Source organism: Fulvimarina thalattae (genome assembly GCF_040239565.1).
GTDB lineage: Bacteria > Pseudomonadota > Alphaproteobacteria > Rhizobiales > Rhizobiaceae > Fulvimarina.
In genome coordinates, this window is the sequence record NZ_JBEHWS010000006.1 from 103912 (window position 1) to 128256 (window position 24345).

The following is a 24345-nucleotide window of genomic DNA, read 5'->3' on the forward strand; positions in this document are numbered from 1 at the left end:
TCACGGATGCGTCAACACGATGTTGCCATCGGTATGACGCTATTCCGCCGCAATTGCAGCGCTCTCCTGGGGCGGCTCGACGCCAGTGAGGACAGCCGGCTTCCCGCCGCCATAGGCCCAATCGAGCAGCTCCGCGGTGTGGAGGATCGGGATTTTTGTGCCCGATGCGATCTGGGTGATGCAGCCGATATTGCCGGTGGCGATCGCTTGCGGGGCGACGCTCTCGATGTTCTTCACCTTGCGCGCTTTCAGCCGCGCAGCGATCTCCGGCTGGGTGATGTTGTAGGTGCCAGCCGAACCGCAGCAGAGATGGCCTTCGGGGATTTCGCGGACGTTGAAGCCGGCCTTCGTCAGCAGCGAACGCGGCGGGATCTTGATGCGCTGCCCGTGCTGCATGGAGCAGGCGGAATGATAGGCGACGTCGAGCCCTGTCGCGTTGACCGGCTCCGGCATTTCGAGCGTCGCGAGATATTCGGTGATGTCGAGCGTCTTCTTGGAGACCGCAGCCGCCTTCTCCTTGTAGTCTGGATCGAGCCGCAGCATGTGGGCATAGTCTTTCACCGTCGTCCCGCAGCCGGACGCCGTGATGACGATAGCATCGAGACCTTCGTCCTCGATCTCGCGCATCCAGATGTCGATGTTCTGCTTGGCAAAGGCGTGCGCATCGTGCTCCTTGCCCATGTGATGGACGAGCGCGCCACAGCAGGTCTCGCCCTTCGGCACCACCACCTCGACGCCCAACCTGTTGAGAAGGCTCACGGTTCGCTCGTTGATCTTCGGATCGAGCACCGATTGCGCGCAGCCCCGCAGGATCGCGACCCGGCCCTTCCGTTTCCCCTCGGCCTTGCGAACGCCCGGCTCGTTGATCTCCGATCTCGCCGGCACAGCGTCCGGGGCAAGCCGCAGCATCGCGCCCATGGGCTTCAGCGGCTTGATCCTCTCGATCAGCCCCGCCAAGGGCCGGCCTATCTTGGCGAGCGTCAGGCTCGCTCGGAAGCGGTCCGGATAAGGCAGGACGAGCGCCAGAAGCTTCCGCGTGATCCGGTCGATCAGAGGACGCTTGTAGGTCCGCTCGATGTGGTTCCGCGCATGATCGACGAGATGCATATAGTTGACGTCCGCCGGGCACGTGGTGATGCAGGCGAGGCAGGACAGGCACCGGTCGATATGCGTGACGATCTGCTTGTCCGCCGGCCGGTCGTTCTCCAGCATCTCCTTGATCAGATAGATGCGCCCACGCGGTGAATCGAGCTCATTGCCGAGCGTGACATAGGTCGGGCATGTCGCCGTGCAGAACCCGCAATGCACGCATTTGCGGATGATACCTTCCGAATGCGCGACCTCCGGATCGTCGAGCTGGGCGGATGTGAAATTGGTCTGCATGGGTCAGGCTCCTCCCGAAGCCGGTCTTATCGGACGAGCTTTGCGTTTATGGGCAAGCAAGAGTCGTTACAGGATGGATGCCGCTTACCCCATACGCCCCGGATTGAGCACGCCGACGGGATCGAATTGCTCCTTCAACCGCCGCGACAGACCTGCAAGCGCTTTGGGTTGTGGCTGAAACACTTCGGTCGCCGCACGTACCTGTTCGCTCGCGCGCACGAGCGTCGCATGGCCACCGCCAATCTGTTTCACTCCGGCGCGCACCAATTCGGCCTCCGGCTCGCCGCCTTCCATACGCATCCAGACGAGCCCACCCTGCCAGTCGTAGAAGGCGTCGATCGCCGCATGACGGCGAAGCCCCATAACGAGATCGTGGCCGGCGGTCGGAGCGACCGAGATGCGCCAGACCGGGCGGTCGGTCCCGTCGGCGAACGGGGTCACGTCCTTGATATCCCGCCAGAGCGCCTTCGATTCATTGCCGTGCAGGTGTTCGATCTTGCCGCGTTTTTCCAGCGCCTTGGCAAGATGGGTAACTCGCGCCTCGACCGACGGCCCGAATCCATCGAGCCTGATCGCCGTCGCCGGCTCGCCGCCGAGCGCGCCATCGAAAACCCGTTGGGCAACGAGCGCCGGCAGATGAGCCGCTCCGGAAACCTCGGCCGGCGATCCCGTCGCCTGTGCCATTGCAGCGCTTGCCTCCTCGTCGGAGAGCCCGCGTAGGATCAGCGTCGTCTCAGCTTCGGCCTTCGGGAGAACCTTGATCGTGATATCGCTCATCACGGCGAGCGTGCCGTAGGAGCCGGCCAACCCCTTGGAAAGGTCGTAGCCGGTGACGTTCTTCACGACCCGGCCGCCGGACTTGAAGGCTTCCGCCCGCCCCGAGACAGCCTGAACGCCGAGAATATGATCTCGCGCCGCGCCCTGTTTCAGCCGTCGCGGTCCCGCCAGATTGCAGGCAATCACCCCGCCGAGTGTGCCCAAACCCCGCTCACGGCCATGCAGCGGGCCGTAGTCGATCGGCTCGAATTCCAGACGTTGGCCGGCCTCGTCGACCATGGCCTCGATTTCGGCGATCGGCGTTCCGGACTTGGCCGAGAGAACCAGTTCGTCCGGCTCGTAGAGCGTGACGCCTGAAAGACTGCGCGTCGAAAGTGTCGCGCCGGCCTGAACTGGGCGTCCAAGACCGGATTTGGACCCCGTGCCTTCGACGGCGAGCGGTGTTTCCTCCGAAACTGCCGCAGCGATCACCTCGCGCAGCTCTTCGATCGAATGGGGCGCGTAGACACGGCCTTCGGGTTCGTCCGGTTGCTGGGCTTGTCGAAGCTGGTTCATACGAGGTCCGTCCAAGCATAAAGGTCGCTCAACAGAACGGAGAATCCGAATTCGGGAAGGTCGATCCGATCGTTGAGCGAGCGGAAGACGCGGCCCTTCCAGTCTTCGTTTCGCGACCAGACCTCTACGGCGATATCGGCTTGGGAAACGATCAGAACATAGAGACAGGACGGATGATCCGCGTATCGCGCGCGCTTGTTGCTGATAAATTCCGTCGTGTTCGACGCGGAGAGAATTTCAGCCGCGAGATAGAACCGTTCGGCGAAATAAGTCCCGTTCGGCATGCGATCGATAATCGCCAGATCAGCTTGCGGGCGAAACCCCGGATGGGCCTCGACGGAAAGCCCAACCTCGCGCAAGGCGTCAAGCTCCGAGCGACTCGCTTCGAGCGCATCGTTGAGCATCCGCTCCAGGTTCGAAGCGATCCTCTGATGCTTCAAAGTTGGCGGATGCATCATCATGATCGGTTCACCGTCGATCAGCTCCCATTTTTCGTCTTCCGAGCGCGACTCCAGAAACCGTAGGAACCGATGCTCGTCCATCGGCCCTATTTCCTTCAGCGTCGGAAGATGCTCGACCGCACTCATCATTAGAACCTCGGCAGGTCGGGGAAGGCGACCTCGCCCTTATGGACGTGCATGCGGCCGAGTTCGGCGCAGCGGTGAAGCTGGGGGAAGACCTTCCCGGGGTTGAGCAGGTGCTTGGCGTCGAAAGCGCACTTCACGCGCTGCTGATGCTTCATGTCCGTCTCCGAGAACATCTCCGGCATCAGGTCGCGCTTTTCGACGCCGACGCCATGTTCGCCGGTCAGAACGCCGCCCACCTCGACGCAGAGCTTCAGGATGTCGTTGCCGAATTCCTCGGCCCGCTCCAATTCGCCGGCATTGGCGTCGTAAAGCACCAGCGGATGCAGGTTGCCGTCGCCGGCATGGAAGACGTTCGCGACCTGAAGGCCGTATTTCTTCTCCATCGCCTTCATGCCGGCCAGCACCTTCGGCAGTTCCTTGCGCGGGATCGTGCCGTCCATGCAGTAATAGTCCGGCGAGATGCGCCCCACCGCCGGGAACGCCGCCTTGCGGCCCGCCCAGAATGCAGCGCGTTCCTCTTCGTTCTGAGAGACACGCGTCACCGTCGCGCCATTGTCCGCCGCGATTGCCTCCACCTCTGTCAGAAGGTGGTCGACCTCGGCTTTCGGTCCGTCGAGTTCGACGATGAGAAGCGCCTCCACGTCGCGCGGATAGCCGGCATTGACGAAATCCTCCGCCGCGTGGATTGCAGGCCTATCCATCATCTCCATGCCGCCAGGGATGATGCCCTTCGCGATAATAGAGGCGACGCATTCGCCCGCCTGCTCGGAAGATGGGAAGCCGATCAGCACGGCCCGTGCCGTCTCCGGGGCCTGAAGGATGCGGACCGTCACTTCGGTCACGACGCCGAGCAGGCCCTCCGATCCGGTCATCAGGCCGAGCATGTCGTAATGGCCGTCGGCATCGAGATGCTTTCCGCCGAGCCGCACGATCTCGCCCTCGATGGTCACGAATTCGATGCCGAGTACGTTGTTGGCGGTCAGGCCGTACTTCAGGCAGTGAACGCCGCCCGAATTCTCCGCAATATTGCCGCCGATCGAACAGGCGATCTGGGATGACGGATCGGGCGCATAATAAAAGCCGCGATGCTCCACCGCCTTGGTGATGCCGAGATTGGTGACACCCGGCTGCACGACAGCGCACCGGTTGTCGAAGTCGATGTCGAGCACCTTGTTGAACTTCGAAAGGACCAGAAGCACCCCGTCTTCCAGTGGCAGCGCGCCGCCGGAGAGCGATGTCCCTGCCCCGCGCGGCACGACCGGGATGTCGTTCTCGTGGCAGTATTTCAGAACCTTCGAGACCTGCCCCACATTGTCGGGCAGCACCACAACGAGGGGCAGCTGGCGGTAGGCGGTGAGGCCATCGCTCTCGAAGGCCTTCATTTCGTTGGTCGCATCGACGACGCCCTCGCCGGGAACGATCGAACGCAAAGCCGACACGATCTCCTCGCGCCGTGAAAGCACCGCCTCGGACGGTTTCGGCATCGCAATCGACATGGGCCAACCTCCTCAAATTTCTCGATTTAAACCTAAGCCGCAAGCAGAGGCGCGTCCACTGCGCGATAGCCGCACAAGCACATCCGGTCAGGAAGCCGACCGCAAGCCCCATGCGATCGACTTAATCGTCGTGGTGCTTTCGAATGCGTCGGACGACGAGCCAGACGGCGAGAAGCGCGACCGGTACGAAGGCCGCCGTCATTACGGTGGAGGAGACCGGAAAGCCTTCCTTTTCCAATGCTTTCGCCAGATATCCGAAGAGCCCGACCACGTAATAGCCAATCGCCGCGACCGAGAGGCCCTCGACGGTCTGCTGGAGGCGCAGTTGCAGCCGCGCGCGCCTATCCATCGAAGTGAGGAGGTCGCGGTTCTGGTGCTCAAGCTCCACATCGATCCGCGTGCGAAGAAGGTTCGCAGCCCGCGACAGCTTTTCCGAAAGGGTCGCGAGCCGGCGATCGATCGACTGGCAGGTGCGCATGGCGGGCGCGGTTCGCCGCTGCAGGAAGGCGCTCCAGCTTTCCGAGCCCGGCACCGGCTGCTCGCTCACCGAAGACAGGCGCTCCCGCACGATATCGTCATAGGCCCGGCTCGCGCCAAAACGATAGAGAACGCGCGCAGCAGCAGCCTCCACTTCGGCAGCGGCGAGCGTCATTTCCTGGAGAAGCCCACGGCTGTCCTCCGCGCCGCCCTTCATCTCGTTGGTGATGTGGACGAGCTGTTCCTCAAGACTCTGCACAGTCGGGCCGATATCGTGGGCGAGAGGCAGGCCGAGAAGGGCGAGCGTGCGATAGACCTCGATATCGATCAGCCGCATGGCGAGCGCGCCGGCACGGGCAGGCGTCAGCCCGTCGCTGAGAACGAGCATGCGGGTCAGGCCGTCGGAATCCTGCCGGAAATCGGTTGCGGCATAGGCGAGCCCGCCTTCCATCTCCGAATAGCAGAAGCTCGTCTTGTCGAACTGGCCGAGCGCGGTCTCGCTCTCGTCGTCCTTCGGGCGGATTTCCAGGTGGACGCCGGCGATCATGGGGCCCGGCGCGTCGAACTCGGCACCGAAGGGATGGCCTTCCACCGGCTCGCCGAAGCGCTCCGGCGGCGGGCCGTCCCAGGAATAGGTCGAGAACTCCGTGTGGCTTTCCCAGCGCAACCGGCCACGACCGAAGATGAGGGAATGCGTGCGGGCGTCGGCCGCAGGCGGCGGCACACCCTGCCGGCGCGAGAGTTCGGAGAGCGCTGCCCGGTCCCTTTCGCCGCCGTCTTCGGTCATGAAGGCGATGGTCACGATGACGCGCGGAAGGTTGATCAGCGGAAAGGGCCGCGCATGGATTTCGCCGAGCACGGTCGCGCGTCTCGGATCGGTCGGGAACCGGTCCCGTCCCATCTGTCGCAGCGTCCTGTCGCTCATGTGTCGTTCCGCCTCCCCATACCAGGATGCGATAGATTGAAAGCGCCCTCGAAGTCCATCGCGTTTGCGCTTTTTGCGCGAACGGGCCACATTCAAATCGACCCGGTGGTGTGCGACGCTCCCCGGACCCGCAGCTGAAAAAGGCAGCCCGTGACACGCGTTACACCCGATATCCGCCATCGCTCGGACGAGGCACCGGACGTTGCGCTCTTCGTGACCTGTCTCGTCGATCTTTTCCGGCCGAGCGTCGGATTTGCCGCGATCAAGCTCTTGGAGGATGCCGGCTGCACCGTCAGCGTGCCGGAAACCCAGACCTGCTGCGGCCAGCCGGCCTATAATTCCGGGGATCGCGAGGACACGCAAGCCATCGCCCAGGGTGTGATCGAGGCGTTCGAGGGTTTCGGATACGTGGTCGCGCCCTCAGGCTCCTGCGGGTCGATGATCAAGACCCATTATCCGCAGTTCTTTGCTGGTGATCCGACATGGGGCCCACGCGCGGAAGCTTTGAGCGAGAAGACGTTCGAACTCGTGAGCTTCCTGACCGACGTTCTCGGTGTCGAAGGGGTGACTGCGGCTCATACCGGCACGGTCACCTATCACGACGCCTGCGCAGGCCTGCGCGAACTCGGCGTATGCGAGCAGCCACGCAAGCTTCTGAAAAGCGTGAGCGGCCTCACCCTGAAGGAACTCCCCGACGCCAATGTCTGCTGCGGCTTCGGCGGTACCTTCTGCGTGAAATATCCCAACATCTCCAACGTGATGGTCACCAAGAAGGCGAACAGGATCGCCGAGACCGGAGCTGAGACCCTTCTCGCCGGCGATCTCGGCTGCCTGATGAACATGGACGGCAAGCTGAAGCGTACGGATGCGAGGATAGCCGTCCGCCATGTCGCGGAAGTCCTCGCCGGCATGACCGACGCGCCGCCGATCGGAGGCGAGAGATGAACACGCGGATCGAACGGAACGGCATCGCGATCGAGGTTCTGACGGGTGACATCACGACACTCGACGTCGATGCGATCGTCAACGCCGCCAACGAAAGCCTTCTCGGCGGCGGCGGTGTCGACGGCGCGATTCACCGCGCGGCCGGCCCGAAGCTTTTAGAAGAATGCCGCACCATCGGCGGATGCCCCACCGGCGAAGCCCGGATCACCAAGGCCCACGCCCTGCCCGCCAGACACGTCATCCATACGGTCGGCCCGGTCTGGCGCGGCGGCGACGCCCGGGAGCACGATCTCCTCGCCAGTGCCTATCGAGAGAGTTTCGCGCTGGTGCACAAGTACGATCTCGCCTCGATCGCCTTCCCGGCAATCTCCACCGGCGTCTACGGCTTTCCGAAAGATCAGGCCGCCCGCATCGCAGCCCGCGAATGCCTCATGGCTGCCGAACGCACGCCCCTCGCCCGCATCGTGCTATGCTGCTTTTCCGATGGCGACACAGCGGTTTACGCCGAAGCGCTCAACGAGGAGGCCGATGGATGAGTCTCGCGAAAGATCAGAGCCAAGTCGAGAACAGCGCTCGATACGAGGAAGATATCTATTCCTGGGCATCCGAGCAGGGTCGCCACCTGCGTCAGCTTCGGCCGACAGGACTCGATTGGGAAAATGTTGCCGAGGAGATCGAAAGCTTGGGCAGTGAGCAGCTTCATGCATTGGAGTCCTGCTACACGCTGCTGATCTATCATCTGTTGAAATGGCAATTCCAACCTGAGCGGCGCAGTCGGTCCTGGCAGCTCACAATCAACAATAGCCGCAGACAGATCAGACGACGCGAGGCTCGCAACAAGAGCCTCGCTGCGCGCAGCTGGAAAATCGTCGAGGAGGTTTATGGAGACGCAATCTCAGACGCCTCGTTGGAAACCGGCCTGCCCATCCTGACTTTCCCGGAAATCTGCCCCTACACGCTGGACCAGCTCCGCGACCGCGACTTCCTGCCCGAGTGAGCGAAGGCCAAAGATGCAGATCACCTCTCCCCAGTTCCGGCAGAACACCGTTACCGCCCTTGCCGACAAGGACCTTCAGCGAGCGTTGGCGAATGTCGAGAAGGGGTTCATCGGCAAGCGGCAGAAGGCGGTCGACAAGCTCCCCGAGTTCGATGCGCTGCGGGACTCTTCGGTCGCCATCAAGCAGCACACGCTGAAGCATCTCGATCTCTACATCGAGGCCTATGTCGCGAAGGTCGAGGCTTCGGGCGGCCATGTCCATTTCGCCGAGGATGCCGAACATGCCCGGCAGATTTTCCTCGATATCGCGCGGAAGCGGAACGCCAAAACAGTCACCAAGGGCAAGACGATGATCTCCGAGGAGATCGGACTCAACGGATTTCTCGAGGAGAACGGCATCACCCCGGTCGAGACCGATCTCGGCGAATACATCATCCAGCTGCGCGGCGAGCATCCGAGCCACATCATCGCGCCTGCGATCCATACCAATCGCGATCAGGTGGAGGCCGATTTCCGGCGCTTTCACACCGATCTAGAAGAGGGCCGCGATCTCACCGCGCCTGAGCTGCTGCTCGCCGAAGCGCGCGGCGTCCTGCGCAAGCGATACGGCGAAGCCGATATCGGCGTCACCGGCGCGAACTTCCTCATCGCCGAGACCGGCACATCGGTCATCGTCACCAACGAGGGCAACGGCGACCTCACCCAGCTTCTCGGCAAGTGTCACGTGGTGCTCGCCTCGATCGAGAAGCTGGTGCCAACCCTCAACGATGCCTCGCAAATCCTGCGCGTTCTCGGCCGTTCGGCCACCGGCCAGGAGGCGAGCGTCTACACGACGTTTTCCACCGGGCCCAAGCGTTTGGAGGACCCCGACGGCCCGGAGGAATATCACGTCATCCTCCTCGACAACGGCCGCACCAACATGCTCGGCACCGAGTTCGAGGACATGCTGCGCTGCATCCGCTGCGGGGCCTGCATGAACCACTGCCCGGTCTACCATGCGGTCGGCGGCCATGCTTACGGCTGGGTTTATCCGGGCCCGATGGGCGCGGTTCTGACGCCGGCGCTGATCGGCGTCGAGGACGGCAAGCTCCTCCCCAATGCATCCACCTTCTGCGGGCGCTGCGAAGAAGTCTGCCCAATGCACATCCCGCTGCCGAAGATGATGCGGCACTGGCGCGAGCAGGAATACGAAAAGCACCTTCAGCCGAAGCCCGCTCGCACGGGGCTCGGCATCTGGGCCTTCTTCGCGCGCCGGCCGAAGCTCTATCGCGTAGCCGTTTCCCTCGCGATGCCCACGCTGAAGCTGCTGGGCGGGCGAAAGCGGCGATTCAAAACCCTTCCCCTCGCCGGGGGATGGACGCAGTATCGCGATCTGCCGGCCCCCGAGGGCCGCACCTTCATGCAGGCCTACAGACAGGCGAACGGCCGCGACGAAAAGCCTGCGAGATCGGAGACCATGCATTGAGCCTCACCGCGAAGGACGCGATCCTTGAGCGCATCCGCCGCGCCAATGGCGCGAGCAGTGACGATGCGGCGCGGTGGAACGCCGTCGAGGAACGCCTCGCCGGTAGCCCGCGCGGCGTCATCCCCAATCGCGGCCAGCTTAAGCCCGCCGAGCGCGTCGATCTCTTTATCAAGATGGCGGAGACCGCCGACGCGACGGTGAAACGCCTCGCCACCATCGAAGACCTGCCGGAGGAAGTGGCCCGTTACCTGCGCGACCGCAACCTGCCGGCCACCATCCGCAGGGGTTCGGACACCCGCTTCGCGAACCTCGATTTTTCGGCCACCTCCGTCGAAGTCACCAATGGCCCGAGCGAAGGCGACGACCTCAACTCCCTCTCCCACGCCGAAGCCGGCATCGCGGAAACAGGAACGCTCGTCCTCACCTCCGGCCCCGCCAATCCGACGAGCCTCAATTTCCTACCCGAAAACCACATCGTCGTCCTCGACGCGTCGAGCATCGAAGGCGGAATGGAGGACGCCTTCGGCGCACTCCGGACAAAATGGGGCGACCCGATCCCGCGCACGATCAACACCATCACAGGCCCGTCTCGCTCCGCCGACATCGAGCAGACCCTCCTCCTCGGCGCCCATGGGCCAAAGGCGCTGCATATCGTGATCCTCGGATGATGCCACGGCGCCGATAGGGCCCATTACGATCATCCGTTGCCTCAAAGCCCTTCGCCGAACTCTTCGATGAGGGCGGAGACGACGCCGCGGATCGCCTCGTCTTCGCTCGCCCCCTCGCTTTTCAGCTTTTCGAAGAGCCGAGCCTGGCGGTCGGCGCTCGTTCCCTCGGCGGCGATCGTGCGGATGCGCTCGACCTCGCCTAAACAGCCGAGTTCCTCGGCATGAGGCCGCACCAGTTCGATCAGTTCTTCGGCGAGATCGGCGAAGGGCACCACCTCGCCGATGCCGAAATCGATCAATCCTTCCGCCATGCCGTAGCGCTGGGCGCGCCAGCGGTTTTCCTGGACGAGAAACCGGTCGTAGCAGCGCCAGGCCATATTCTTCGTGCGCAGCGAATAGAGCATTCGGAAGAGCGACTGGGTGAGCGCGGCGACTGCGAGCGTATCCTCCATCTTCGGCATCACGTCGCAGATACGCGATTCCAGCGTCGGAAAGTTCGCCGAGGGTCTCACGTCCCACCATATCTTGCTGCAGTCCTCGATCATCCCCGTATTGATGATGATCTGGGCCGAGCGCTGATAGTCCGCCCAGCTGTTGAAGCTCGGTGGCAGGCCGGTGCGGGGCAGGTTGTCGAAGACGGTGAGGCGATAGGATTTCAGCCCCGTTTCGTGTCCCTGCCAGAAAGGCGAGGAGGTCGATAGTGCCAGAAGATGCGGCAGGAAATAGGAGAACTGGCTGAGGAGATCGATCCTGAGATCGTCGTCCTCGATTCCAACGTGGAAATGCGTGCCGCAGATCAGCATACGGCGGGCGACGGCGGCGAGATCCTCCTCCAGCCCGCGATAGCGCTCCTTGTCGGTGAGGCGCTGATCGTCCCATTTTGCAAAGGGATGTGTCGAGACGGCAAGCGGAGCGAGGCCGTAGCGCCCGGCAACCGTCTTCACCGTGCGCCGCAGACGGCCGAGATCCTCTCGCGCTTCTGCGACAGTTTCGCAGACGCGCGTACCGATCTCCAGCTGGCATTTCAGGAATTCCTGGGTGACCTGCTCGCCGAGTTCATTTTCGCACTCGGAAAACACCGCATCCGGCACCGAGGCGAGATCGAGCGTGTCGCAGTCGACGAGAAGATACTCTTCCTCGATACCGAGCGAAAAGCTCGGCGGGTCCTCCCGCATGGTCTCGAACCCTCCCCGCCGTCACGGCCGTCGGCAATCCGATCACGCGGCAGGCAGCCTCTGCGGGCCGTTGGTTCTGCCGGATCGGATAATCTTTGCCAGTCTTGCGTGTTCACAGGATGAAAGGCAAGAGCGGTGCGTTTTCAGGCGCTTGAGCTCACCCGCCGGGAACGGACGCTCGCGAGGATTCGCGCACGGCGCTGCGGCGGCCCCGTTCCGGTCGGATGGTGCGAATTGTGAAAGCAACGACGAACACGGCCGTCATGGAAAGGACGATCGTCGGCGCCGGGGCGCTGTCGAGGAAGAAGCTCGCATAGACACCGAACAGCGAGCAGCCGACGGAGATCGCCACCGCCGTAACGAGCATCGCCGAAAAGCGCCGCACGAGGAGAAAGCCGATCGCGCCGGGCGCGATGAGTAGCGCGATCGTCAGGATGATACCGGTCGCCTTCAGCGCTGCGACGATGGTGAGGGAAAGCACGGTCAGCAGGCCGTAGTGGATAAGCCGCACCGGCAGGCCGATCGCGCGGGCGTGCATCGGGTCGAAGGTGTGGAGCAGGAGATCGCGCCATTTGACGAGGACGATCAGGCTGGTTCCCACCGCGATCACGGCGGCCTGCCATAGGTCGAAGGGCAGGATGCCCAGCATATCGCCGAAGAGAATGTGGTCGAGGTGAACCTCGGACTCGATCTTGGTGTAGAGCACCAAGCCGAAGCCAAACATGCCGGAGAAGACGATGCCCATCACCGTATCCTCCTTTACCCGGCTGTTCTCCGCGAGATAGCCGGTCGCCCCGGCGCAGACCATGCCGGCGGCAAAAGCCCCTAGGGCAAGCGGCAGGGAGAAGATGTAGGCGAGAACGATGCCCGGCAGCACGGCATGGGAGATCGCGTCCCCCATCAGAGACCAGCCTTTAAGCACGAGAAAGCAGGAGAGCAGCGCCGTCGGCACCGCGACGAGGACAGCGATCAGCATCGCCTCGCGCATGAAGGGAAAGCTGAAGGGCATCAACGGGTTTTCGAAGAGCATGCCGATCATGCCCGGCCCTCGCTCGCAAGAGCGCCCGCCTCATTGGCGAGCCCCGCACGCCGCTTGCGCCGGGCAGCAAGACGGCCATGCTTGGGCGCGAAGACGAAGGCAGTCAGGAAGATCAGCGTCTGAAGGCAGATGATGACGCCGCCGGTCGCGCCGTTGACGAAGAAGCTGACATAGGCACCGACGACGCTCGTCCCTGCCCCGATCGCGACGGCAATGAAGATCAACCGCTGAAACCGGTCCGTGAGGAGGTAGGCCGTCGCGCCGGGCGTCACGACCATGGCGATGACGAGGAACGCCCCGACCGTCTGCAATGCGGCCACTGTTGAGGCAGCCAGCAGCGCGAAGAAGACGACCTTCATCGCGGTCACTTGAATGCCCACCGTGCGGGCATGGTTCTCGTCGAAGAAGGTTGCAAGCATGTCCTTCCACTTCGCCGAGAGGACGGTGAGCGTGACGCCGGAAATGATGAGAAGCTGCCAGGTGTCGGCGGGCGTGATCGCCAGCACGTTGCCGAGAACGATGGTCTGGACGTCGACCGAGGTCGGCGAGAGCGAAACCATGAAGAGACCAAGGCCGAAGAAGGAGGTGAAGATCAGCCCGATAATCGCGTCCTCCTTCAGCTTGGTGCGCTGGTTGAGGAACAGCATCGCCGCAGCCGCGAGCCCGCCAGAAAGAAACGCCCCGAAGGCGAAGGGTAGCCCGATCATGTAGGCGCCGGCGACCCCTGGCACGATCGCGTGGGAAAGCGCATCGCCGATCAGCGACCAGCCCTTCAGCATGAGATAGGCCGAGAGAAACGCGCAGGTCGCGCCGACAAGGCCGCTCACGGCCATGGCGTTGACCATGTAGCCATAGGTGAAGGGATCAAGGAGCAGGCTCATCGGCCCTCCCCATCCGGCTCGGGCTCGCCGATCTCGGCGTCCGGATAGACGACGAAGGGCCGCTCGTCGTCGGTCAGGATGCCGGTCGCCCCGGCGCTTGAACGATCGGAAAGATCGAAATGGCGCAACACGCCGCCGAACGCTTTCTCCAGATTCGTTTTTGTAAAGACGTCGACTGTCGGACCGCTGGCCAGCACCGTGCGCTTCAGGAGCACCGTATAATCGCAGAACTCCGGCACCGAGCCGAGATTGTGGGTGGAGACCAGCATCACCCGCCCCTCGGCGGCGAGTTCCTTGAGGAGTTTCACGATCGCGTCCTCGGTGCCGACGTCGACGCCGGTGAAGGGCTCATCGAGCAGGATCACCCGCCCATCCTGCGCCAGCGCACGGGCGAGGAAGACCCGCTTCTTCTGGCCCCCGGAGAGTTCGCCGATCTGCCTCGAGCGATAGTCCGTCATCGCGACCCGTTCCAACGCGTCGCTCACCGCCTGCCGATCGGCCTTCGAGGGCCGGCGGAAGAAGCCCATCTTCCCGTAGCGGCCCATCATCACGACGTCCTCGACGAGGACCGGGAAGTTCCAGTCGACCTCCTCGCTCTGTGGCACGTAGGCGACCTGGTTGGCCTTGAGCGCATCCGAAACGCTGCCGCCCAGAATCTCGATCGTGCCTTCCGACAACGGCGCGAAGCCCATGATCGCCTTGAAGAGCGTCGACTTGCCGGAGCCGTTGACGCCGACCAGCGCGGCGATCGAGCCGTGCGGCACGGCAAAGCTCGCCGATTTCAGGGCCGTCAGCCCGTTGCGGTAGGTGACGGAGGCATTCGTGACGCGAAGGCCAGCCGGCTGTTCCACGGCGTGGATATCGGTTTCGCGGGCGCTCACTCGGTCAAGCATGCGGCAATCGTCTCGCTGGTGACACGGATGAGATCGATATACGTGGGCACGGGGCCATCTTCTTCGCTCAGGGAGTCGACGTAGAGGACGCCACCGTAACGCGCCCCGGTCTCCCGCGCGACCTGCTCGGCGGGCTTTGGCGAGACCGTCGATTCAGAGAAGATGCAGGGCACGTTCTCGGCGCCTATCGTGTCGATCACCTTGCGCACCTGCTGCGGCGTTCCCTGCTGATCGGCATTGATCGGCCAGAGATAAAGCTCCTTCAGGCCGTAATCGCGGGCGAGGTAGGTGAATGCGCCCTCGCTCGTCGCGAGCCAGCGCTTGTCCTCGGGGATCGCGGCGATCTCCTCGCGGATCGGGTTGATGGCGGCTTCGAGCTTGTCCTTGTAGGCCGAAGCATTCGACCGATAGGTCTCGGCATTCTTCGGGTCTTCGGCCGCAAAACCCTCGGCGATGTTGTCGACATAGGTCTTCGCCGCCTCGAGCGACATCCAGGCATGGGGATTCGGCTTGCCGTCATAGGGGCCTTCGGTGATCCCCAGGGGCTCGACGCCGTCGGAGACGGTCACCGTCGGGATGTCGCCGAGATTGGCGAGAAAGCGCTCGAACCAGCGCTCCAGTCCGAGCCCGTTGGCGAGGATCAAGTCGGCGTCCATCGTCCCGACGAGATCGCCTGGCGTCGGCTGATAGTTGTGGATCTCCGAGCCTGGCTTTGTGATCGAGGTGACGCTTGCGGCATCGCCGGCAACGTTCTTCGCCATGTCGGCGATCACCGTGAAGGTGGTGACGGCCTTCAGCTTTTCGCCATCCTGTGCGTTCGCCGGCGCCACAAGCGCGACGAACGCGCTGGTGGCGACGAGAAGCGGAATCCATCGCGGCATCACCATGGGCAGGCGAACTCCCTGTTCAATACGGAGCGCTTTTGGCGAGACGCACCAAGGCTGCCGTCTCGGCGCTCAATTCCTCAATATGCATTTGCAAATCATTCTCATTAAGTCAAGGATACAGCAGGCGATGGCCGGAGGTGCCCGCGTTCCGACGCCGTCCCGCACGCTTCGAACGCGTATTTGCGCTTGCCCCGAAATCCGGATTACATCGCCCCATGACGCGCGGCCCTGAGACTCACGAGACATCCGACACATTCGCGGAGCTCCTGCGCGATGCCGGCCTGCGCGTGACCAATCAGCGCGTCGCGATCATGCGCACGCTGTCGGGCGCCGAGGACCATCCGACCGCCGAGGAGATCACCGGCAAGGCGCGGGAACTCGATTCGACCATCTCTTTCGCGACGGTCTACCGCACCCTCAGCGTCCTCGAAGAGCTCGGCCTCATCCGCAAGCTTTCACTGGAAAACTCCCCGGCGCGCTACGAACTCTGCGACAGCGAGGATCACGGTCACATCGTCGACCTCGACGACGGCTCGATTGTCGAATTCGAGGACGGCGCCCTCACCGCCCGCTATGAGGCGATCGCAGCGGATCGCGGCTACGAGGTAATTCGCTGCGTGACGATCATTGAAGCGCGGAAGAAGAAGCCGGGATAAGACGGCGCTCTGACCGGCGCACACGGCGTCTACTTGCCGGAGGACGAAACCGATCCTTCCTTGATCCGAACCTTGTTTCGCCATCCCGTCAGCCGGTTGATCGCATAGGGAACGAACAGTGTTATACCGCTGAACATAAACCACACGACCTTGTCGATTTGATCAGGTACATTGTGGAAGGCGAACCAGTACATCGTTATCAGACCGAAACCGATGAACAGCATCAGAATGAAGAAAGAGCCCGTGAAGGCGATGAGCCGACTGGTGCTCAACTGGTATTCGTTCTTCAGGACCGGCTGATCGCCATTTTGGACGGGTCTGCCCTTGTCGTCGAATACCGGAACCAACGCGGTTTCCGACAGCGCCTTCGCCAGGGACCATTCCGGTGAATTGCGGAGCGCCTTTTCGATCAGCGTCCCGAGCCAAAGGGTCGCGACGATGATGATCGCGATAATCACATAGACGAAGATCACATTTGGACTGTCGCCTTCCGGCGGCGAACAGCACCATTCGCCCAATGATCTGCTTGCTCGCGGCTCACTCTCCGCTCCTTCACCGGCTGCTTGTGAAAGCGCCCGCAAAGGCGTGAAGAGATACGTTGCAAGGATGAGAACCGGCAAAACGGGCGACGCCGTCGTGCGCTTCACGCCCTTCGAACCTTTACCTGCCATCGTCGAGGCTCCATCGCCTTGGGCGCTGTCCGTCCCGCACCGCTGGCCGGTCAACAGCGCCCGTCACCCCGGCGCATGGTATTACGTAGCGTAATAACCGTAAATGGTTGATTTTATCGCTGCTCACACCTCGGCATGAGACGGCTGTGGACAACCGTCTTCGGCTTGCGGTCATGCCGCGCTCGTCTTACCAACAGGCTATTCATTGCGCCTCTGACCCGGCTTCGAGCGTCTTCATGCCCATCGTCCAACTCGACGAATTTCTGATCGATCAGATCGCCGCCGGTGAGGTGGTCGAGCGGCCGGCGAGCGTCGTGAAGGAGCTCCTCGAAAACGCTCTCGACGCCGGCGCGCGTCGCATCCAGATCGCGACGGCCGGTGGGGGCAAGACGCTGATCCGCGTCACCGACGACGGCAGGGGCGTGCCGAAGGACGAGCTCCGCCTCGCGGTGAAGCGCCACTGTACCTCGAAACTGTCCGGCGGGCTCGACAAGATCATGAGCCTCGGCTTTCGCGGGGAAGCCCTGCCCTCGATCGGCTCGGTCGCACGCCTCTCTCTCGCATCGCGCGCAGAAGGCGCCGAGGAAGCCTTCGAGGTGCGGGTCGCATCCGGCCATTGCGACGGGCCGATGCCGGCGGGACTCTCGAAGGGAACCGCGGTGGAGGTGCGGGATCTCTTCCAGTCCGTGCCAGCCCGGCTGAAATTCCTGAAGAGCGACCGCGCCGAGGCCTCGGCCATCACCGACATCGTGAAGCGCCTGGCAATCGCCTTTCCGGGCGTTCGCTTCGAACTCTCCGGCCCCGACCGCTCGCGTCTCGTACTGGAGGCCGCTGCGTCGGACGATCCCCTCGCCCGGATCGGCGATGTCGTCGGCAAGGAGTTCGCCGAGAACGCGGTCGCCATCGAGGCGGTGCGCGAGGAGGTCTATCTCTCGGGCTTTGCTGGCTTACCGAGCTTTGATCGCGGCAATTCGCTGGCTCAGTATTTCTATGTCAACGGTCGCCCGGTGCGCGACAAGATGCTGGTCTCGGCGCTCCAGGGCGCCTATTCCGACATGATGGCTAAAGGCCGTTACCCGGTTGCCGTCCTCTTCGTCGAACTCGATCCCGCCCTAGTCGACGTCAACGTCCACCCCGCCAAGGCCGATGTTCGCTTCCGCGATCCCCAGCTGGTGCGGGGCCTGATCGTCGGCGCGATTCGTGAGGCGATGGCGAACGAGGGCGTACGCGGCTCGACGGCGGCGGCGAGCGGCCTGATGGCGCGCTTTTCGGGTGGCTCGAAGGGCGAAACGCAGGAGCCTGCGCGCCGCTTCGACGGGTTCTCACCGGGTGCACCGGACATTGCCATGAAGCCGCGCAAGTCCTTCGGAGCATCTCACTTTGCCGGCTATTCCGCCCCGGAGCGGCCAAAGACGCCCTTCGATGCGGCGAGCGCCGCCTATCGGCCTTTCGAGGCCAACACCTTCACCGAAACGACGGAGCGGCCGGCTAGTTCGGGATTTGCCGAAAACGGCCAGACACCTTTCGATGCGAGCGCGTCGACCGACGTCTCACCCGGAGAAGCCGATGGTGCTGTCGAAAAAGCCCATCCACTCGGCGCGGCCAAGGCGCAGCTCTTCGAGAACTTCATCCTCGCCGAAACCGAGGACGGCCTCGTCCTCGTCGATGGCCACGCGGCCCATGAACGCCTCGTCTACGAACGCCTGAAAGCCGCGCTCCACGGAAAGCAGATCGCCTCGCAGATGCTGCTCATCCCAGAGATCGTCGACCTTTCGGAAGACGACGCCGACCGCCTCGCCGAAGCCTCGGACGGGCTTTCCGCGCTTGGCCTTCATCTCGAACGTTTCGGCCCCGGCGCGATCGCGGTGCGCGAGACCCCCGCGATCCTCGGCCAGTGCGACGTCAAGCGGCTGGTGAAGGACCTTGCCGAGGAACTCGCCGAATTCGGCACCGGCGACAGTGTCCGGTCGCGGATCGACTATGTCGCCGCGACCATCGCCTGCCACGGCTCGGTACGCACTGGCCGGCGCCTGAAGCCCGACGAGATGAACGCGCTCCTGCGGGAGATGGAGACGACGCCGGGTTCGGGCACCTGCAATCACGGCCGCCCGACCTTCATCGAGCTGAAGCGATCCGATCTCGAAGCCCTTTTCGGCCGGTAGCGAACGGCCTCAAACCGCGTTCTGCGCCCCGATATAGACGGCATAGAGCACGAGCATCGCAGCCCCCGCCCGCCGGCCGACCCGCCGATACCCAAAGAGGACCGCGACGCTCGCGAAAGACAACGCCAGCATCAGCGGTCCGTCGATCAGGGCGAAGCGCTCCGCGACGCCGATCGGCTCGATCATCGCCGTTATGCCGAGAATACAGAGAATGTTGAAGATGTTCGAGCCGACGACATTGCCGAGGATGACGTCGACCTCGCGCTTGCGCGCAGCGATGATCGCGGTGGCAAGCTCGGGCAGCGAGGTGCCGATCGCAACGATGGTCAGCCCGATCACGGCTTCGGAAATGCCGAGATGGCGTGCGAGCGACGTCGCTCCATCAACCATCAGACGCGCGCCGAGAACCAGCATCAGGATACCGGCGACGACCGCGACGATCGAGATCAGCGGCTTCATCTTGGGCGCGGCGACGGTGGCGTCTTCGCTCGCAGCACTTGCAAGCCGGCGTCTCTCGGCGAGATAGCTCATCGACAGGTACACGAGAAGCACGGCGAACATCGCGGCTCCGGCAACGCGCCCGATCATGCCGACCTGGAAAATCAGAACCAGCAGCGCCGAGGCTGCGAGCATTACGAGAAGATCGCGTCGGATCGCCGGATCGTCGTTGATAAGCGGCACCATTGCCGCCGAAATCCCGACGATGAGCAGGATATTGGCGATGTTCGACCCGACGACATTGCCGATCGCGATGTCCGGCGCGCCGCCGAGTGCTGCCTGCACCGACACGAGAAGCTCAGGCGAGCTCGTGCCGAAGCCGACGATCACCAGCCCGACGACGAGCCGCGAGAAGCCGGAGCGCTCGGCGATCGCGGTGCTGCCGCGGACGAGACCTTCACCGCCCAGAAAAAGAAGAACGAGACCGCCGGCCAGGAGCCCGATATCTCCGAACACTTCCACCTCGCTTCGTCCCTTTCAGCCCGCTCGTCGTTTTCATGGTTCGATAGGCAAGATGGGAACCGGAGCGCGGCAATGGTAGACGTCGGCATTTCGAAACCGATCGACCGCAATACGAATGCGCCCCTGCCTCCATGCGGCGCTACGCCATTTGCCTTCATCAGCAAAAGGCGTTAGCGCCTCTCGTGTCCGATGACAGGCAACGGAGTTCTTCGATGAACCGCATGGACGGCGGCGAAGCCAAGCTGAAATATGGAACGCCCGATTTTCAGGTCGTGCGGTCCGGCGCATATGTGCGCTGTGCTGTCACCCACGAGGCGATCCCGCTCGACCTCCTGAAATACTGGAGCGTCGAACGCCAGGAAGCCTATCGCGACGCCGACGCCGTCTTCGAGCGGGAAAAGCAGGTTCGCGCCGGCACGGCCTGAGCGCCTCGTTTCTCGACGCTCAAACGCCGTAGCGACGGCGGTGAAACTCAGCCAGCGCCTGCTTTACAATCGATCGCGCCGTGGTTTCGCCGTCAAAGGTGAGAGCCACCTCGAGCACCTCGCATTCCTTAAGGAACAGCCGGGCCGCCTCGTCGCCGGTGCGAAGACGTGCAGCATCCTTCGCGGTCGTCACCAGTTGCAGCCCGCTCTTCCAGGCCTCACCGGAAAGCGAGGAAATATCCTCGGCCGTATAGCGGTGATGATCCGGAAAGGCGCGGCTGCGCTCCACCTTAGCGCCGCAGGCCTTGAGGCTCTCGACGAATTTCTGCGGATCGCCGATCCCGGCAAAGGCGAGGACCCGCATGCCGGAAAGCCGTTCGCCATCCTCGGCCACCAGATGGGCGCGATGCACCGCATGGTTCGACCGTGCGGCTTCGCTGACGACCGCCGCACCCGCCTCGCCAGAGCCGATCAGCAGGACCGATGACGGATAGGCGAACTGTGTCTTCAGTGGCGCGCGCAAGGGGCCGGCGGGAAACACCTCCCAATTTCCGAGGCCACGCCGCGCATCGACCGCGAGAAGCGCATAGTCGCTCTGAAGCTGGGCGCTCTGAAAACCATCGTCCATGATGACGAAGTCGCAGCCCGCATCTTCGATCAGGAGGTTGGCTGCCTTCTGGCGGTTCGCGCAGACCGCTGTCGGCGCCGTCGCGGCAAGAAGCAGCGGCTCGTCTCCCGTCGTCTCGGCCTTGTGGTTATCTGGATCGACCAGCAATGGCTTGCGGCCTCGCCTCCCATAGCCGCGCGAGACGAAACCCGGTTTGCGGCCGAGCGCCTTGGCTGCCTCGGCAAGCGCGAGTGCCGTCGGCGTCTTGCCGGCGCCGCCCACGGTGAGATTGCCGACGCAGATGACGGGAATGGGCAACGACACGCGCTTGCCGTTCTTCAGATTGCGCGCGGCGATCCGCCCATAGAGATAGCCGAGCGGCGAAAGAAGGGTCGATGCCGTAGAGGGAGCCTGCCACCAGAACGCCGGTGCTTTCACGATGCACGCCCGTTCTGCGAACGTTTTTCCAGGCTGATCGCGAGCCGCAGGGGATTGAGATAGGGCGATAGCGCTTTCATTGTGCGCTCCTGCGCGCCGCGCATGGAGGCAACGCTCTCCTTGCCTGCCGCTCCCATGGCAGCCCGCCGATCGGGATCGCCGAGAAGCGCATCGACCTCGCGGGTCAGGCCCGCCTCGTCCTTGACAATGGCGCAAGCGCCATCCTCCAGAAGACGCTGGTAGACGTCCCGGAAATTCTGCACGTAGCGGCCGGAAAGGACTGCGCAGCCGAGAACGGCGGGCTCCATCGGGTTCTGCCCTCCCTCCCCCGTCAACGACTTGCCGATGAAAGCGATATCGGAAAGCCTCAGATAAAGCCCCATCTCGCCCATCGTATCGCCGAGGAAGATATCCGTCGCATCGGTCGGCACCTCGCCCATCGAGCGCTGGACGACACGAAGCCCGGTCGAGCGCAGGTTTTCGGCAATTTCGTTGCCGCGATCGGCATGGCGCGGCACGATGACCGTGAGGAGGCCTTTGTGCCTGCGCTTCAGCCCGATATGGCAGGCCGCCGCGGCCAGTTCCTCGCCGGCATGGGTCGACAACGCGGCCCAGACAGGGCGACTCCCGATCGCCCCCCAAAGCTCCGAAAGGGCATCCTGATCGGCGCTCGGAGCTTCGGAGTCGGCCTTGAGATTACCTGCAACACTCACCGAACCCGCCCCGAGCAGGCGATAACGCTCGGCATCGATCTCCGACTGCGCGACAATCAGCGCAAAATTCTCGATCAGCGCCTCGGCGAACCAGTGGGCCTTCTTCCAGCGCTCGAAAGAGCGGTCGGAAAGGCGCGCATTGACGAGGACCTGCGGCACGTTGCGCTCGGAGAGTTGGCGCAACGTCATCGGCCAGAGTTCGCTCTCGGCAAAGAGCGCGAGGTCGGGTTGCCAGTGGTCGAGAAAGCGCCGGACAGCCGACTTCACATCGAGCGGCACGTATTGGTGGATAACGCAATCAGAGAGGCGCTTTTCGACGATATCGGCCGAGGTGCGCGTTCCGGTCGTCATCAGCACCGAGAGCCCGTCCGCCGCGATATGCCGTGCGATCGGCGCGACGGCAAGGGTCTCTCCCACGCTCGCGGCATGAATCCAGACCAGCGGCACGCCTTCGGGCCGCTCGGCGCCGGCATAGCCGAAGCGCTCGCGCTTGCGGATGCCGTCTTCCTTTCCCTGCCGGGTGCGATAGGCGAGATAGGGGTGAAGCACCGGCGAAACGATTGAGCCGATGAGCTTGTATGCCGAAAGGGCCGCACGTGCCTTGCCTGCGTTCATGCCGCGCTCACGCTCCGGATCGCCTGTTCGTTGGCGGCTTCGATCGCCTTCGTCACCTCGATGCGCTTTTCCTCGAGCAGAGCCTCGTCGGCATCGGCCGGCACGTGGATCGGCTCGCCCACGACGACCGCCATGCGGCCGAACGGCAGCGGCAGCGTCGTCTTATCCCAGGAGGATGCGACGACCCGGCGCCGGCTCGTGACGGCAGCGCTCGGCAGGATCGGCCGGCCGGAAATGCGCGCCAGCGTCACGATACCGTAACCGGCATCGCGCGGTACGCCCTTGGGCACGTCAGCGATCATGCAGACACCGTAGCCGGATTTGAGAGCCTTGCGCAGAGCGATCACCGCCCGAGCACCGCCCTTGTCCGACTTCGTGCCGCCCTCGCGTCCGCCCGAGCCGCGCACGGTGTCGATTCCGAAACGGGTGACGACCTGCGCGTTGATCTCCGCATCGGCATTACGCGACAGAAGCGCGACATAGGGCAGTTCGACCGGCCGGAAGATCGGCGCCAGAAGATGCTGGCCATGCCACATGCCGACAATCGCCGGATGATGCTCGAAAATCCGCGCCCGGGCCGCCTCGAAATCGGTCGCCGGTTTCTGCGTGCGCTCGACGAAGCGCATGAGCCGGTAAATCAGGGTTCCCGCAAACCAGTTGACCAGTTTGGAGCGACCGATGGACTTGAAGGTCTTGCGGCGAAATCTGCGCACGCGCTTTGCGAGCCCGCTCCCTGGCGGATTCTTCACGCGCGGCTTTGCGATCTCGCCGACTCCCTCGTCCATGATCTTCGTCCCGGTTCCGGCCGCGGTCAGGTGCGTTCCGGGGTCAGCAGCCGGTGCATGTGAACGATGAAATAGCGCATGGCCGCATTGTCGACCGTCTGCTGGGCCTTGGAGCGCCACGCCGAAAGGGCGCTCGAATAATCGGGAAAGATACCGACGATATCGAGGTCGTTGAGGTCCTTGAAGTTCACCGACTGAAGATCGTCCAGCTCGCCGCCGAATACGAGGTGAAGCAATTGCTTTGGTTTCTGCTCGTCCATGAGATCTGCTCGCCATGTTTGCGTTTCGTCCGGCGGACACTATCGCGGTCGCCGCGTCTATCGCCAGCCGTTAAGGCGATTTAGCGACATTCTCACATCACCGCATCCGCGAGAGCGCGGGCATCAGCCATCGCCGCGTTCGAGGCTGCCACGAGAAGTCCATGCCGTTTCGGAAGACGTGTGTAAAGGATGGGAGCACCGTCCCCTTTGGCGAGCGCGGCATTCGCTTTTTCCAGAAGCAGATCGCCGGCCGCGACATCCCAGTCGTGCGCACGTGGGCGGATCAAAGTCGCGTCGAGCCGCCCGGCCGCGACCTGACAGAGCCGGTAGGCGAGCGAGGGCACACCGCGATGGGCATCGACCGGCCTCTGCCCGGAACGATCGAGACGCGAATAGGCCGCGCGGAATTTGTCCGGCATCGCGATCGCCAGCCGCTCGTTCAGCTGATTGTCCGTCAGAAGATGATCGCCATCGAGCCTGGCATGGCCGGAGCGCGTCACCGTGAACATCTCGTTCGGAACCGGCGCATAGATCGCGCCCGCAAGCGGCCGATTGCCGGAAATCAGCGCGATCGACACGCACCATGTCGCTTCGCCTCGCAGATAAGCGCGGGTACCGTCGATCGGATCGACCACGAAGAAACGGTCTTCATGGGTGGTCGACGCCGAACCGTCCAGAACGCTCTCCTCCGAGACCCAGCCATAATCGTTACGCGCTTCGAGCAGCGTCTTCTTCAGATAGCGATCTACGGCGTAGTCGCCTTCCGAAACCGGCGAGTTGTTTTCCTTCCACCAGATTTCCGGGTCCTTGCCGAAATAGGACATGGCGACACGACCCGCTTCGCGTGCCGCGTTTTCGAGAAGTTCCAGTTCGGTGTCTTCGGAAGGAAGGGACTGGTCCACG

General features: G+C 63.4%; 25 protein-coding genes. 8 read left to right on the forward strand and 17 right to left on the reverse strand.

The features are described from left to right. Nucleotides 1–39: 39 nt before the first annotated feature. The 5 genes from glcF to ABRA89_RS09925 all read right to left on the reverse strand — a co-directional run bounded on the left by glcF (nucleotide 40) and on the right by ABRA89_RS09925 (nucleotide 6200). The gene (gene glcF / locus ABRA89_RS09905) at nucleotides 40–1383 is read right to left on the reverse strand and encodes a glycolate oxidase subunit GlcF (RefSeq protein WP_349941301.1); all 1344 of its coding nucleotides are present in this window, start codon (nucleotides 1381–1383) and stop codon (nucleotides 40–42) included. A gap of 84 nt (nucleotides 1384–1467) precedes the next feature. Then, nucleotides 1468–2715 (reverse strand): glycolate oxidase subunit GlcE, encoded by a 1248-nt coding sequence (gene glcE / locus ABRA89_RS09910; RefSeq protein WP_349941302.1) that lies wholly within the window; start codon nucleotides 2713–2715, stop codon nucleotides 1468–1470. Then, a complete protein-coding gene (locus ABRA89_RS09915; RefSeq protein ID WP_349941303.1) occupies nucleotides 2712–3257 on the reverse strand; it encodes a Uma2 family endonuclease in 546 nt (181 codons plus the stop codon). The genes glcE and ABRA89_RS09915 overlap by 4 nt, the downstream gene beginning before the upstream one ends. Nucleotides 3258–3304: 47 nt before the next feature. Further along, the gene (locus tag ABRA89_RS09920; protein WP_349941304.1) at nucleotides 3305–4798 is read right to left on the reverse strand and encodes an FAD-linked oxidase C-terminal domain-containing protein; all 1494 of its coding nucleotides are present in this window, start codon (nucleotides 4796–4798) and stop codon (nucleotides 3305–3307) included. A gap of 121 nt (nucleotides 4799–4919) precedes the next feature. After that, nucleotides 4920–6200, reverse strand: a complete 1281-nt coding sequence (locus ABRA89_RS09925) for a DUF3422 family protein (RefSeq protein ID WP_349941305.1) — start codon at nucleotides 6198–6200, stop codon at nucleotides 4920–4922. Between the two features lie 150 nt (nucleotides 6201–6350). Here ABRA89_RS09925 and ABRA89_RS09930 point away from each other — a divergent pair, with 150 nt between their 5' ends. From ABRA89_RS09930 to ABRA89_RS09950, 5 genes are read left to right on the forward strand one after another with little or no spacing between them, the layout of a single operon-like run. Further along, on the forward strand, nucleotides 6351–7145 hold the full coding sequence (locus ABRA89_RS09930; protein ID WP_349941306.1) for a (Fe-S)-binding protein: 795 nt from the start codon (nucleotides 6351–6353) through the stop codon (nucleotides 7143–7145). After that, complete coding sequence (locus tag ABRA89_RS09935; RefSeq protein ID WP_349941307.1) at nucleotides 7142–7681, forward strand: O-acetyl-ADP-ribose deacetylase; 540 nt, start codon at nucleotides 7142–7144, stop codon at nucleotides 7679–7681. The genes ABRA89_RS09930 and ABRA89_RS09935 overlap by 4 nt, the downstream gene beginning before the upstream one ends. After that, nucleotides 7678–8142 (forward strand): DUF29 domain-containing protein, encoded by a 465-nt coding sequence (locus ABRA89_RS09940; protein WP_349941308.1) that lies wholly within the window; start codon nucleotides 7678–7680, stop codon nucleotides 8140–8142. The genes ABRA89_RS09935 and ABRA89_RS09940 overlap by 4 nt, the downstream gene beginning before the upstream one ends. A 13-nt stretch (nucleotides 8143–8155) precedes the next feature. Next, complete coding sequence (locus ABRA89_RS09945; protein ID WP_349941309.1) at nucleotides 8156–9607, forward strand: LutB/LldF family L-lactate oxidation iron-sulfur protein; 1452 nt, start codon at nucleotides 8156–8158, stop codon at nucleotides 9605–9607. After that, the gene (locus ABRA89_RS09950) at nucleotides 9604–10275 is read left to right on the forward strand and encodes a LutC/YkgG family protein (RefSeq protein WP_349941310.1); all 672 of its coding nucleotides are present in this window, start codon (nucleotides 9604–9606) and stop codon (nucleotides 10273–10275) included. The genes ABRA89_RS09945 and ABRA89_RS09950 overlap by 4 nt, the downstream gene beginning before the upstream one ends. A gap of 41 nt (nucleotides 10276–10316) precedes the next feature. Here ABRA89_RS09950 and ABRA89_RS09955 read toward each other — a convergent pair whose 3' ends face one another. From ABRA89_RS09955 to ABRA89_RS09975, 5 genes are all read right to left on the reverse strand, one after another. Further along, on the reverse strand, nucleotides 10317–11450 hold the full coding sequence (locus ABRA89_RS09955; RefSeq protein WP_349941311.1) for a carboxylate-amine ligase: 1134 nt from the start codon (nucleotides 11448–11450) through the stop codon (nucleotides 10317–10319). Between the two features lie 157 nt (nucleotides 11451–11607). Next, entirely contained in the window at nucleotides 11608–12480 is an 873-nt protein-coding gene (locus tag ABRA89_RS09960) for a metal ABC transporter permease (RefSeq protein ID WP_349941450.1), read from the reverse strand. A 5-nt stretch (nucleotides 12481–12485) separates the two neighbouring features. Beyond that, the gene (locus ABRA89_RS09965; RefSeq protein WP_349941312.1) at nucleotides 12486–13370 is read right to left on the reverse strand and encodes a metal ABC transporter permease; all 885 of its coding nucleotides are present in this window, start codon (nucleotides 13368–13370) and stop codon (nucleotides 12486–12488) included. After that, nucleotides 13367–14263, reverse strand: a complete 897-nt coding sequence (locus ABRA89_RS09970) for a manganese/iron ABC transporter ATP-binding protein (RefSeq protein WP_349941313.1) — start codon at nucleotides 14261–14263, stop codon at nucleotides 13367–13369. Before ABRA89_RS09970 ends, ABRA89_RS09965 begins: the two co-directional genes overlap by 4 nt. Then, complete coding sequence (locus ABRA89_RS09975) at nucleotides 14248–15150, reverse strand: metal ABC transporter substrate-binding protein (RefSeq protein ID WP_349941314.1); 903 nt, start codon at nucleotides 15148–15150, stop codon at nucleotides 14248–14250. Before ABRA89_RS09975 ends, ABRA89_RS09970 begins: the two co-directional genes overlap by 16 nt. Nucleotides 15151–15365: 215 nt before the next feature. On the opposite strand from ABRA89_RS09975, the gene ABRA89_RS09980 reads away from it, so the two are divergent. Next, a complete protein-coding gene (locus tag ABRA89_RS09980; protein WP_349941315.1) occupies nucleotides 15366–15806 on the forward strand; it encodes a Fur family transcriptional regulator in 441 nt (146 codons plus the stop codon). 29 nt (nucleotides 15807–15835) lie between these two features. On the opposite strand, the gene ABRA89_RS09985 is transcribed toward ABRA89_RS09980, so the two are convergent. After that, nucleotides 15836–16477, reverse strand: a complete 642-nt coding sequence (locus ABRA89_RS09985) for a hypothetical protein (RefSeq protein WP_349941316.1) — start codon at nucleotides 16475–16477, stop codon at nucleotides 15836–15838. A 236-nt stretch (nucleotides 16478–16713) separates the two neighbouring features. On the opposite strand from ABRA89_RS09985, the gene mutL reads away from it, so the two are divergent. Then, nucleotides 16714–18639 (forward strand): DNA mismatch repair endonuclease MutL, encoded by a 1926-nt coding sequence (mutL, locus tag ABRA89_RS09990; protein ID WP_349941451.1) that lies wholly within the window; start codon nucleotides 16714–16716, stop codon nucleotides 18637–18639. Nucleotides 18640–18648: 9 nt separating this feature from the next. Here the strand turns inward: mutL and ABRA89_RS09995 are convergent, their stop codons facing one another. After that, entirely contained in the window at nucleotides 18649–19599 is a 951-nt protein-coding gene (locus ABRA89_RS09995) for a calcium/sodium antiporter (protein WP_349941317.1), read from the reverse strand. A 212-nt stretch (nucleotides 19600–19811) separates the two neighbouring features. Between ABRA89_RS09995 and ABRA89_RS10000 the strand changes: the two genes are divergently transcribed. Then, nucleotides 19812–20024 (forward strand): DUF2093 domain-containing protein, encoded by a 213-nt coding sequence (locus tag ABRA89_RS10000; protein WP_349941318.1) that lies wholly within the window; start codon nucleotides 19812–19814, stop codon nucleotides 20022–20024. Between the two features lie 19 nt (nucleotides 20025–20043). On the opposite strand, the gene lpxK is transcribed toward ABRA89_RS10000, so the two are convergent. The 5 genes from lpxK to ABRA89_RS10025 form a co-directional block, all read right to left on the reverse strand. After that, a complete protein-coding gene (gene lpxK, locus ABRA89_RS10005; RefSeq protein ID WP_349941320.1) occupies nucleotides 20044–21069 on the reverse strand; it encodes a tetraacyldisaccharide 4'-kinase in 1026 nt (341 codons plus the stop codon). Beyond that, nucleotides 21066–22397, reverse strand: a complete 1332-nt coding sequence (gene waaA, locus ABRA89_RS10010) for a lipid IV(A) 3-deoxy-D-manno-octulosonic acid transferase (RefSeq protein ID WP_349941321.1) — start codon at nucleotides 22395–22397, stop codon at nucleotides 21066–21068. The genes lpxK and waaA overlap by 4 nt, the downstream gene beginning before the upstream one ends. Then, nucleotides 22394–23182, reverse strand: coding sequence for a lysophospholipid acyltransferase family protein (locus ABRA89_RS10015; RefSeq protein ID WP_349941322.1), 789 nt, complete (start codon nucleotides 23180–23182; stop codon nucleotides 22394–22396). Before ABRA89_RS10015 ends, waaA begins: the two co-directional genes overlap by 4 nt. Before the next feature lie 26 nt (nucleotides 23183–23208). After that, a complete protein-coding gene (locus tag ABRA89_RS10020) occupies nucleotides 23209–23442 on the reverse strand; it encodes a DUF4170 domain-containing protein (RefSeq protein ID WP_349941323.1) in 234 nt (77 codons plus the stop codon). 92 nt (nucleotides 23443–23534) lie between these two features. After that, complete coding sequence (locus ABRA89_RS10025) at nucleotides 23535–24344, reverse strand: 3'(2'),5'-bisphosphate nucleotidase CysQ (protein ID WP_349941324.1); 810 nt, start codon at nucleotides 24342–24344, stop codon at nucleotides 23535–23537. Nucleotide 24345 lies beyond the last annotated feature (1 nt).

Bases quoted from the DNA above. Each gene is read 5' to 3' on its own strand.
- glcF (WP_349941301.1), bottom strand. From the start codon at position 1,383: ATGCAGACCAATTTCACATCCGCCCAGCTCGACGATCCGGAGGTCGCG.
- glcE (WP_349941302.1), bottom strand. From the start codon at position 2,715: ATGAACCAGCTTCGACAAGCCCAGCAACCGGACGAACCCGAAGGCCGT.
- ABRA89_RS09915 (WP_349941303.1), bottom strand. From the start codon at position 3,257: ATGGACGAGCATCGGTTCCTACGGTTTCTGGAGTCGCGCTCGGAAGAC.
- ABRA89_RS09920 (WP_349941304.1), bottom strand. From the start codon at position 4,798: ATGTCGATTGCGATGCCGAAACCGTCCGAGGCGGTGCTTTCACGGCGC.
- ABRA89_RS09925 (WP_349941305.1), bottom strand. From the start codon at position 6,200: ATGAGCGACAGGACGCTGCGACAGATGGGACGGGACCGGTTCCCGACC.
- ABRA89_RS09935 (WP_349941307.1), top strand. From the start codon at position 7,142: ATGAACACGCGGATCGAACGGAACGGCATCGCGATCGAGGTTCTGACG.
- ABRA89_RS09940 (WP_349941308.1), top strand. From the start codon at position 7,678: ATGAGTCTCGCGAAAGATCAGAGCCAAGTCGAGAACAGCGCTCGATAC.
- ABRA89_RS09945 (WP_349941309.1), top strand. From the start codon at position 8,156: ATGCAGATCACCTCTCCCCAGTTCCGGCAGAACACCGTTACCGCCCTT.
- ABRA89_RS09955 (WP_349941311.1), bottom strand. From the start codon at position 11,450: ATGCGGGAGGACCCGCCGAGCTTTTCGCTCGGTATCGAGGAAGAGTAT.
- ABRA89_RS09960 (WP_349941450.1), bottom strand. From the start codon at position 12,480: ATGCTCTTCGAAAACCCGTTGATGCCCTTCAGCTTTCCCTTCATGCGC.
- ABRA89_RS09965 (WP_349941312.1), bottom strand. From the start codon at position 13,370: ATGAGCCTGCTCCTTGATCCCTTCACCTATGGCTACATGGTCAACGCC.
- ABRA89_RS09970 (WP_349941313.1), bottom strand. From the start codon at position 14,263: ATGCTTGACCGAGTGAGCGCCCGCGAAACCGATATCCACGCCGTGGAA.
- ABRA89_RS09975 (WP_349941314.1), bottom strand. From the start codon at position 15,150: ATGGTGATGCCGCGATGGATTCCGCTTCTCGTCGCCACCAGCGCGTTC.
- ABRA89_RS09980 (WP_349941315.1), top strand. From the start codon at position 15,366: ATGACGCGCGGCCCTGAGACTCACGAGACATCCGACACATTCGCGGAG.
- ABRA89_RS09985 (WP_349941316.1), bottom strand. From the start codon at position 16,477: ATGGCAGGTAAAGGTTCGAAGGGCGTGAAGCGCACGACGGCGTCGCCC.
- mutL (WP_349941451.1), top strand. From the start codon at position 16,714: ATGCCCATCGTCCAACTCGACGAATTTCTGATCGATCAGATCGCCGCC.
- ABRA89_RS10000 (WP_349941318.1), top strand. From the start codon at position 19,812: ATGAACCGCATGGACGGCGGCGAAGCCAAGCTGAAATATGGAACGCCC.
- waaA (WP_349941321.1), bottom strand. From the start codon at position 22,397: ATGAACGCAGGCAAGGCACGTGCGGCCCTTTCGGCATACAAGCTCATC.
- ABRA89_RS10015 (WP_349941322.1), bottom strand. From the start codon at position 23,182: ATGGACGAGGGAGTCGGCGAGATCGCAAAGCCGCGCGTGAAGAATCCG.
- ABRA89_RS10020 (WP_349941323.1), bottom strand. From the start codon at position 23,442: ATGGACGAGCAGAAACCAAAGCAATTGCTTCACCTCGTATTCGGCGGC.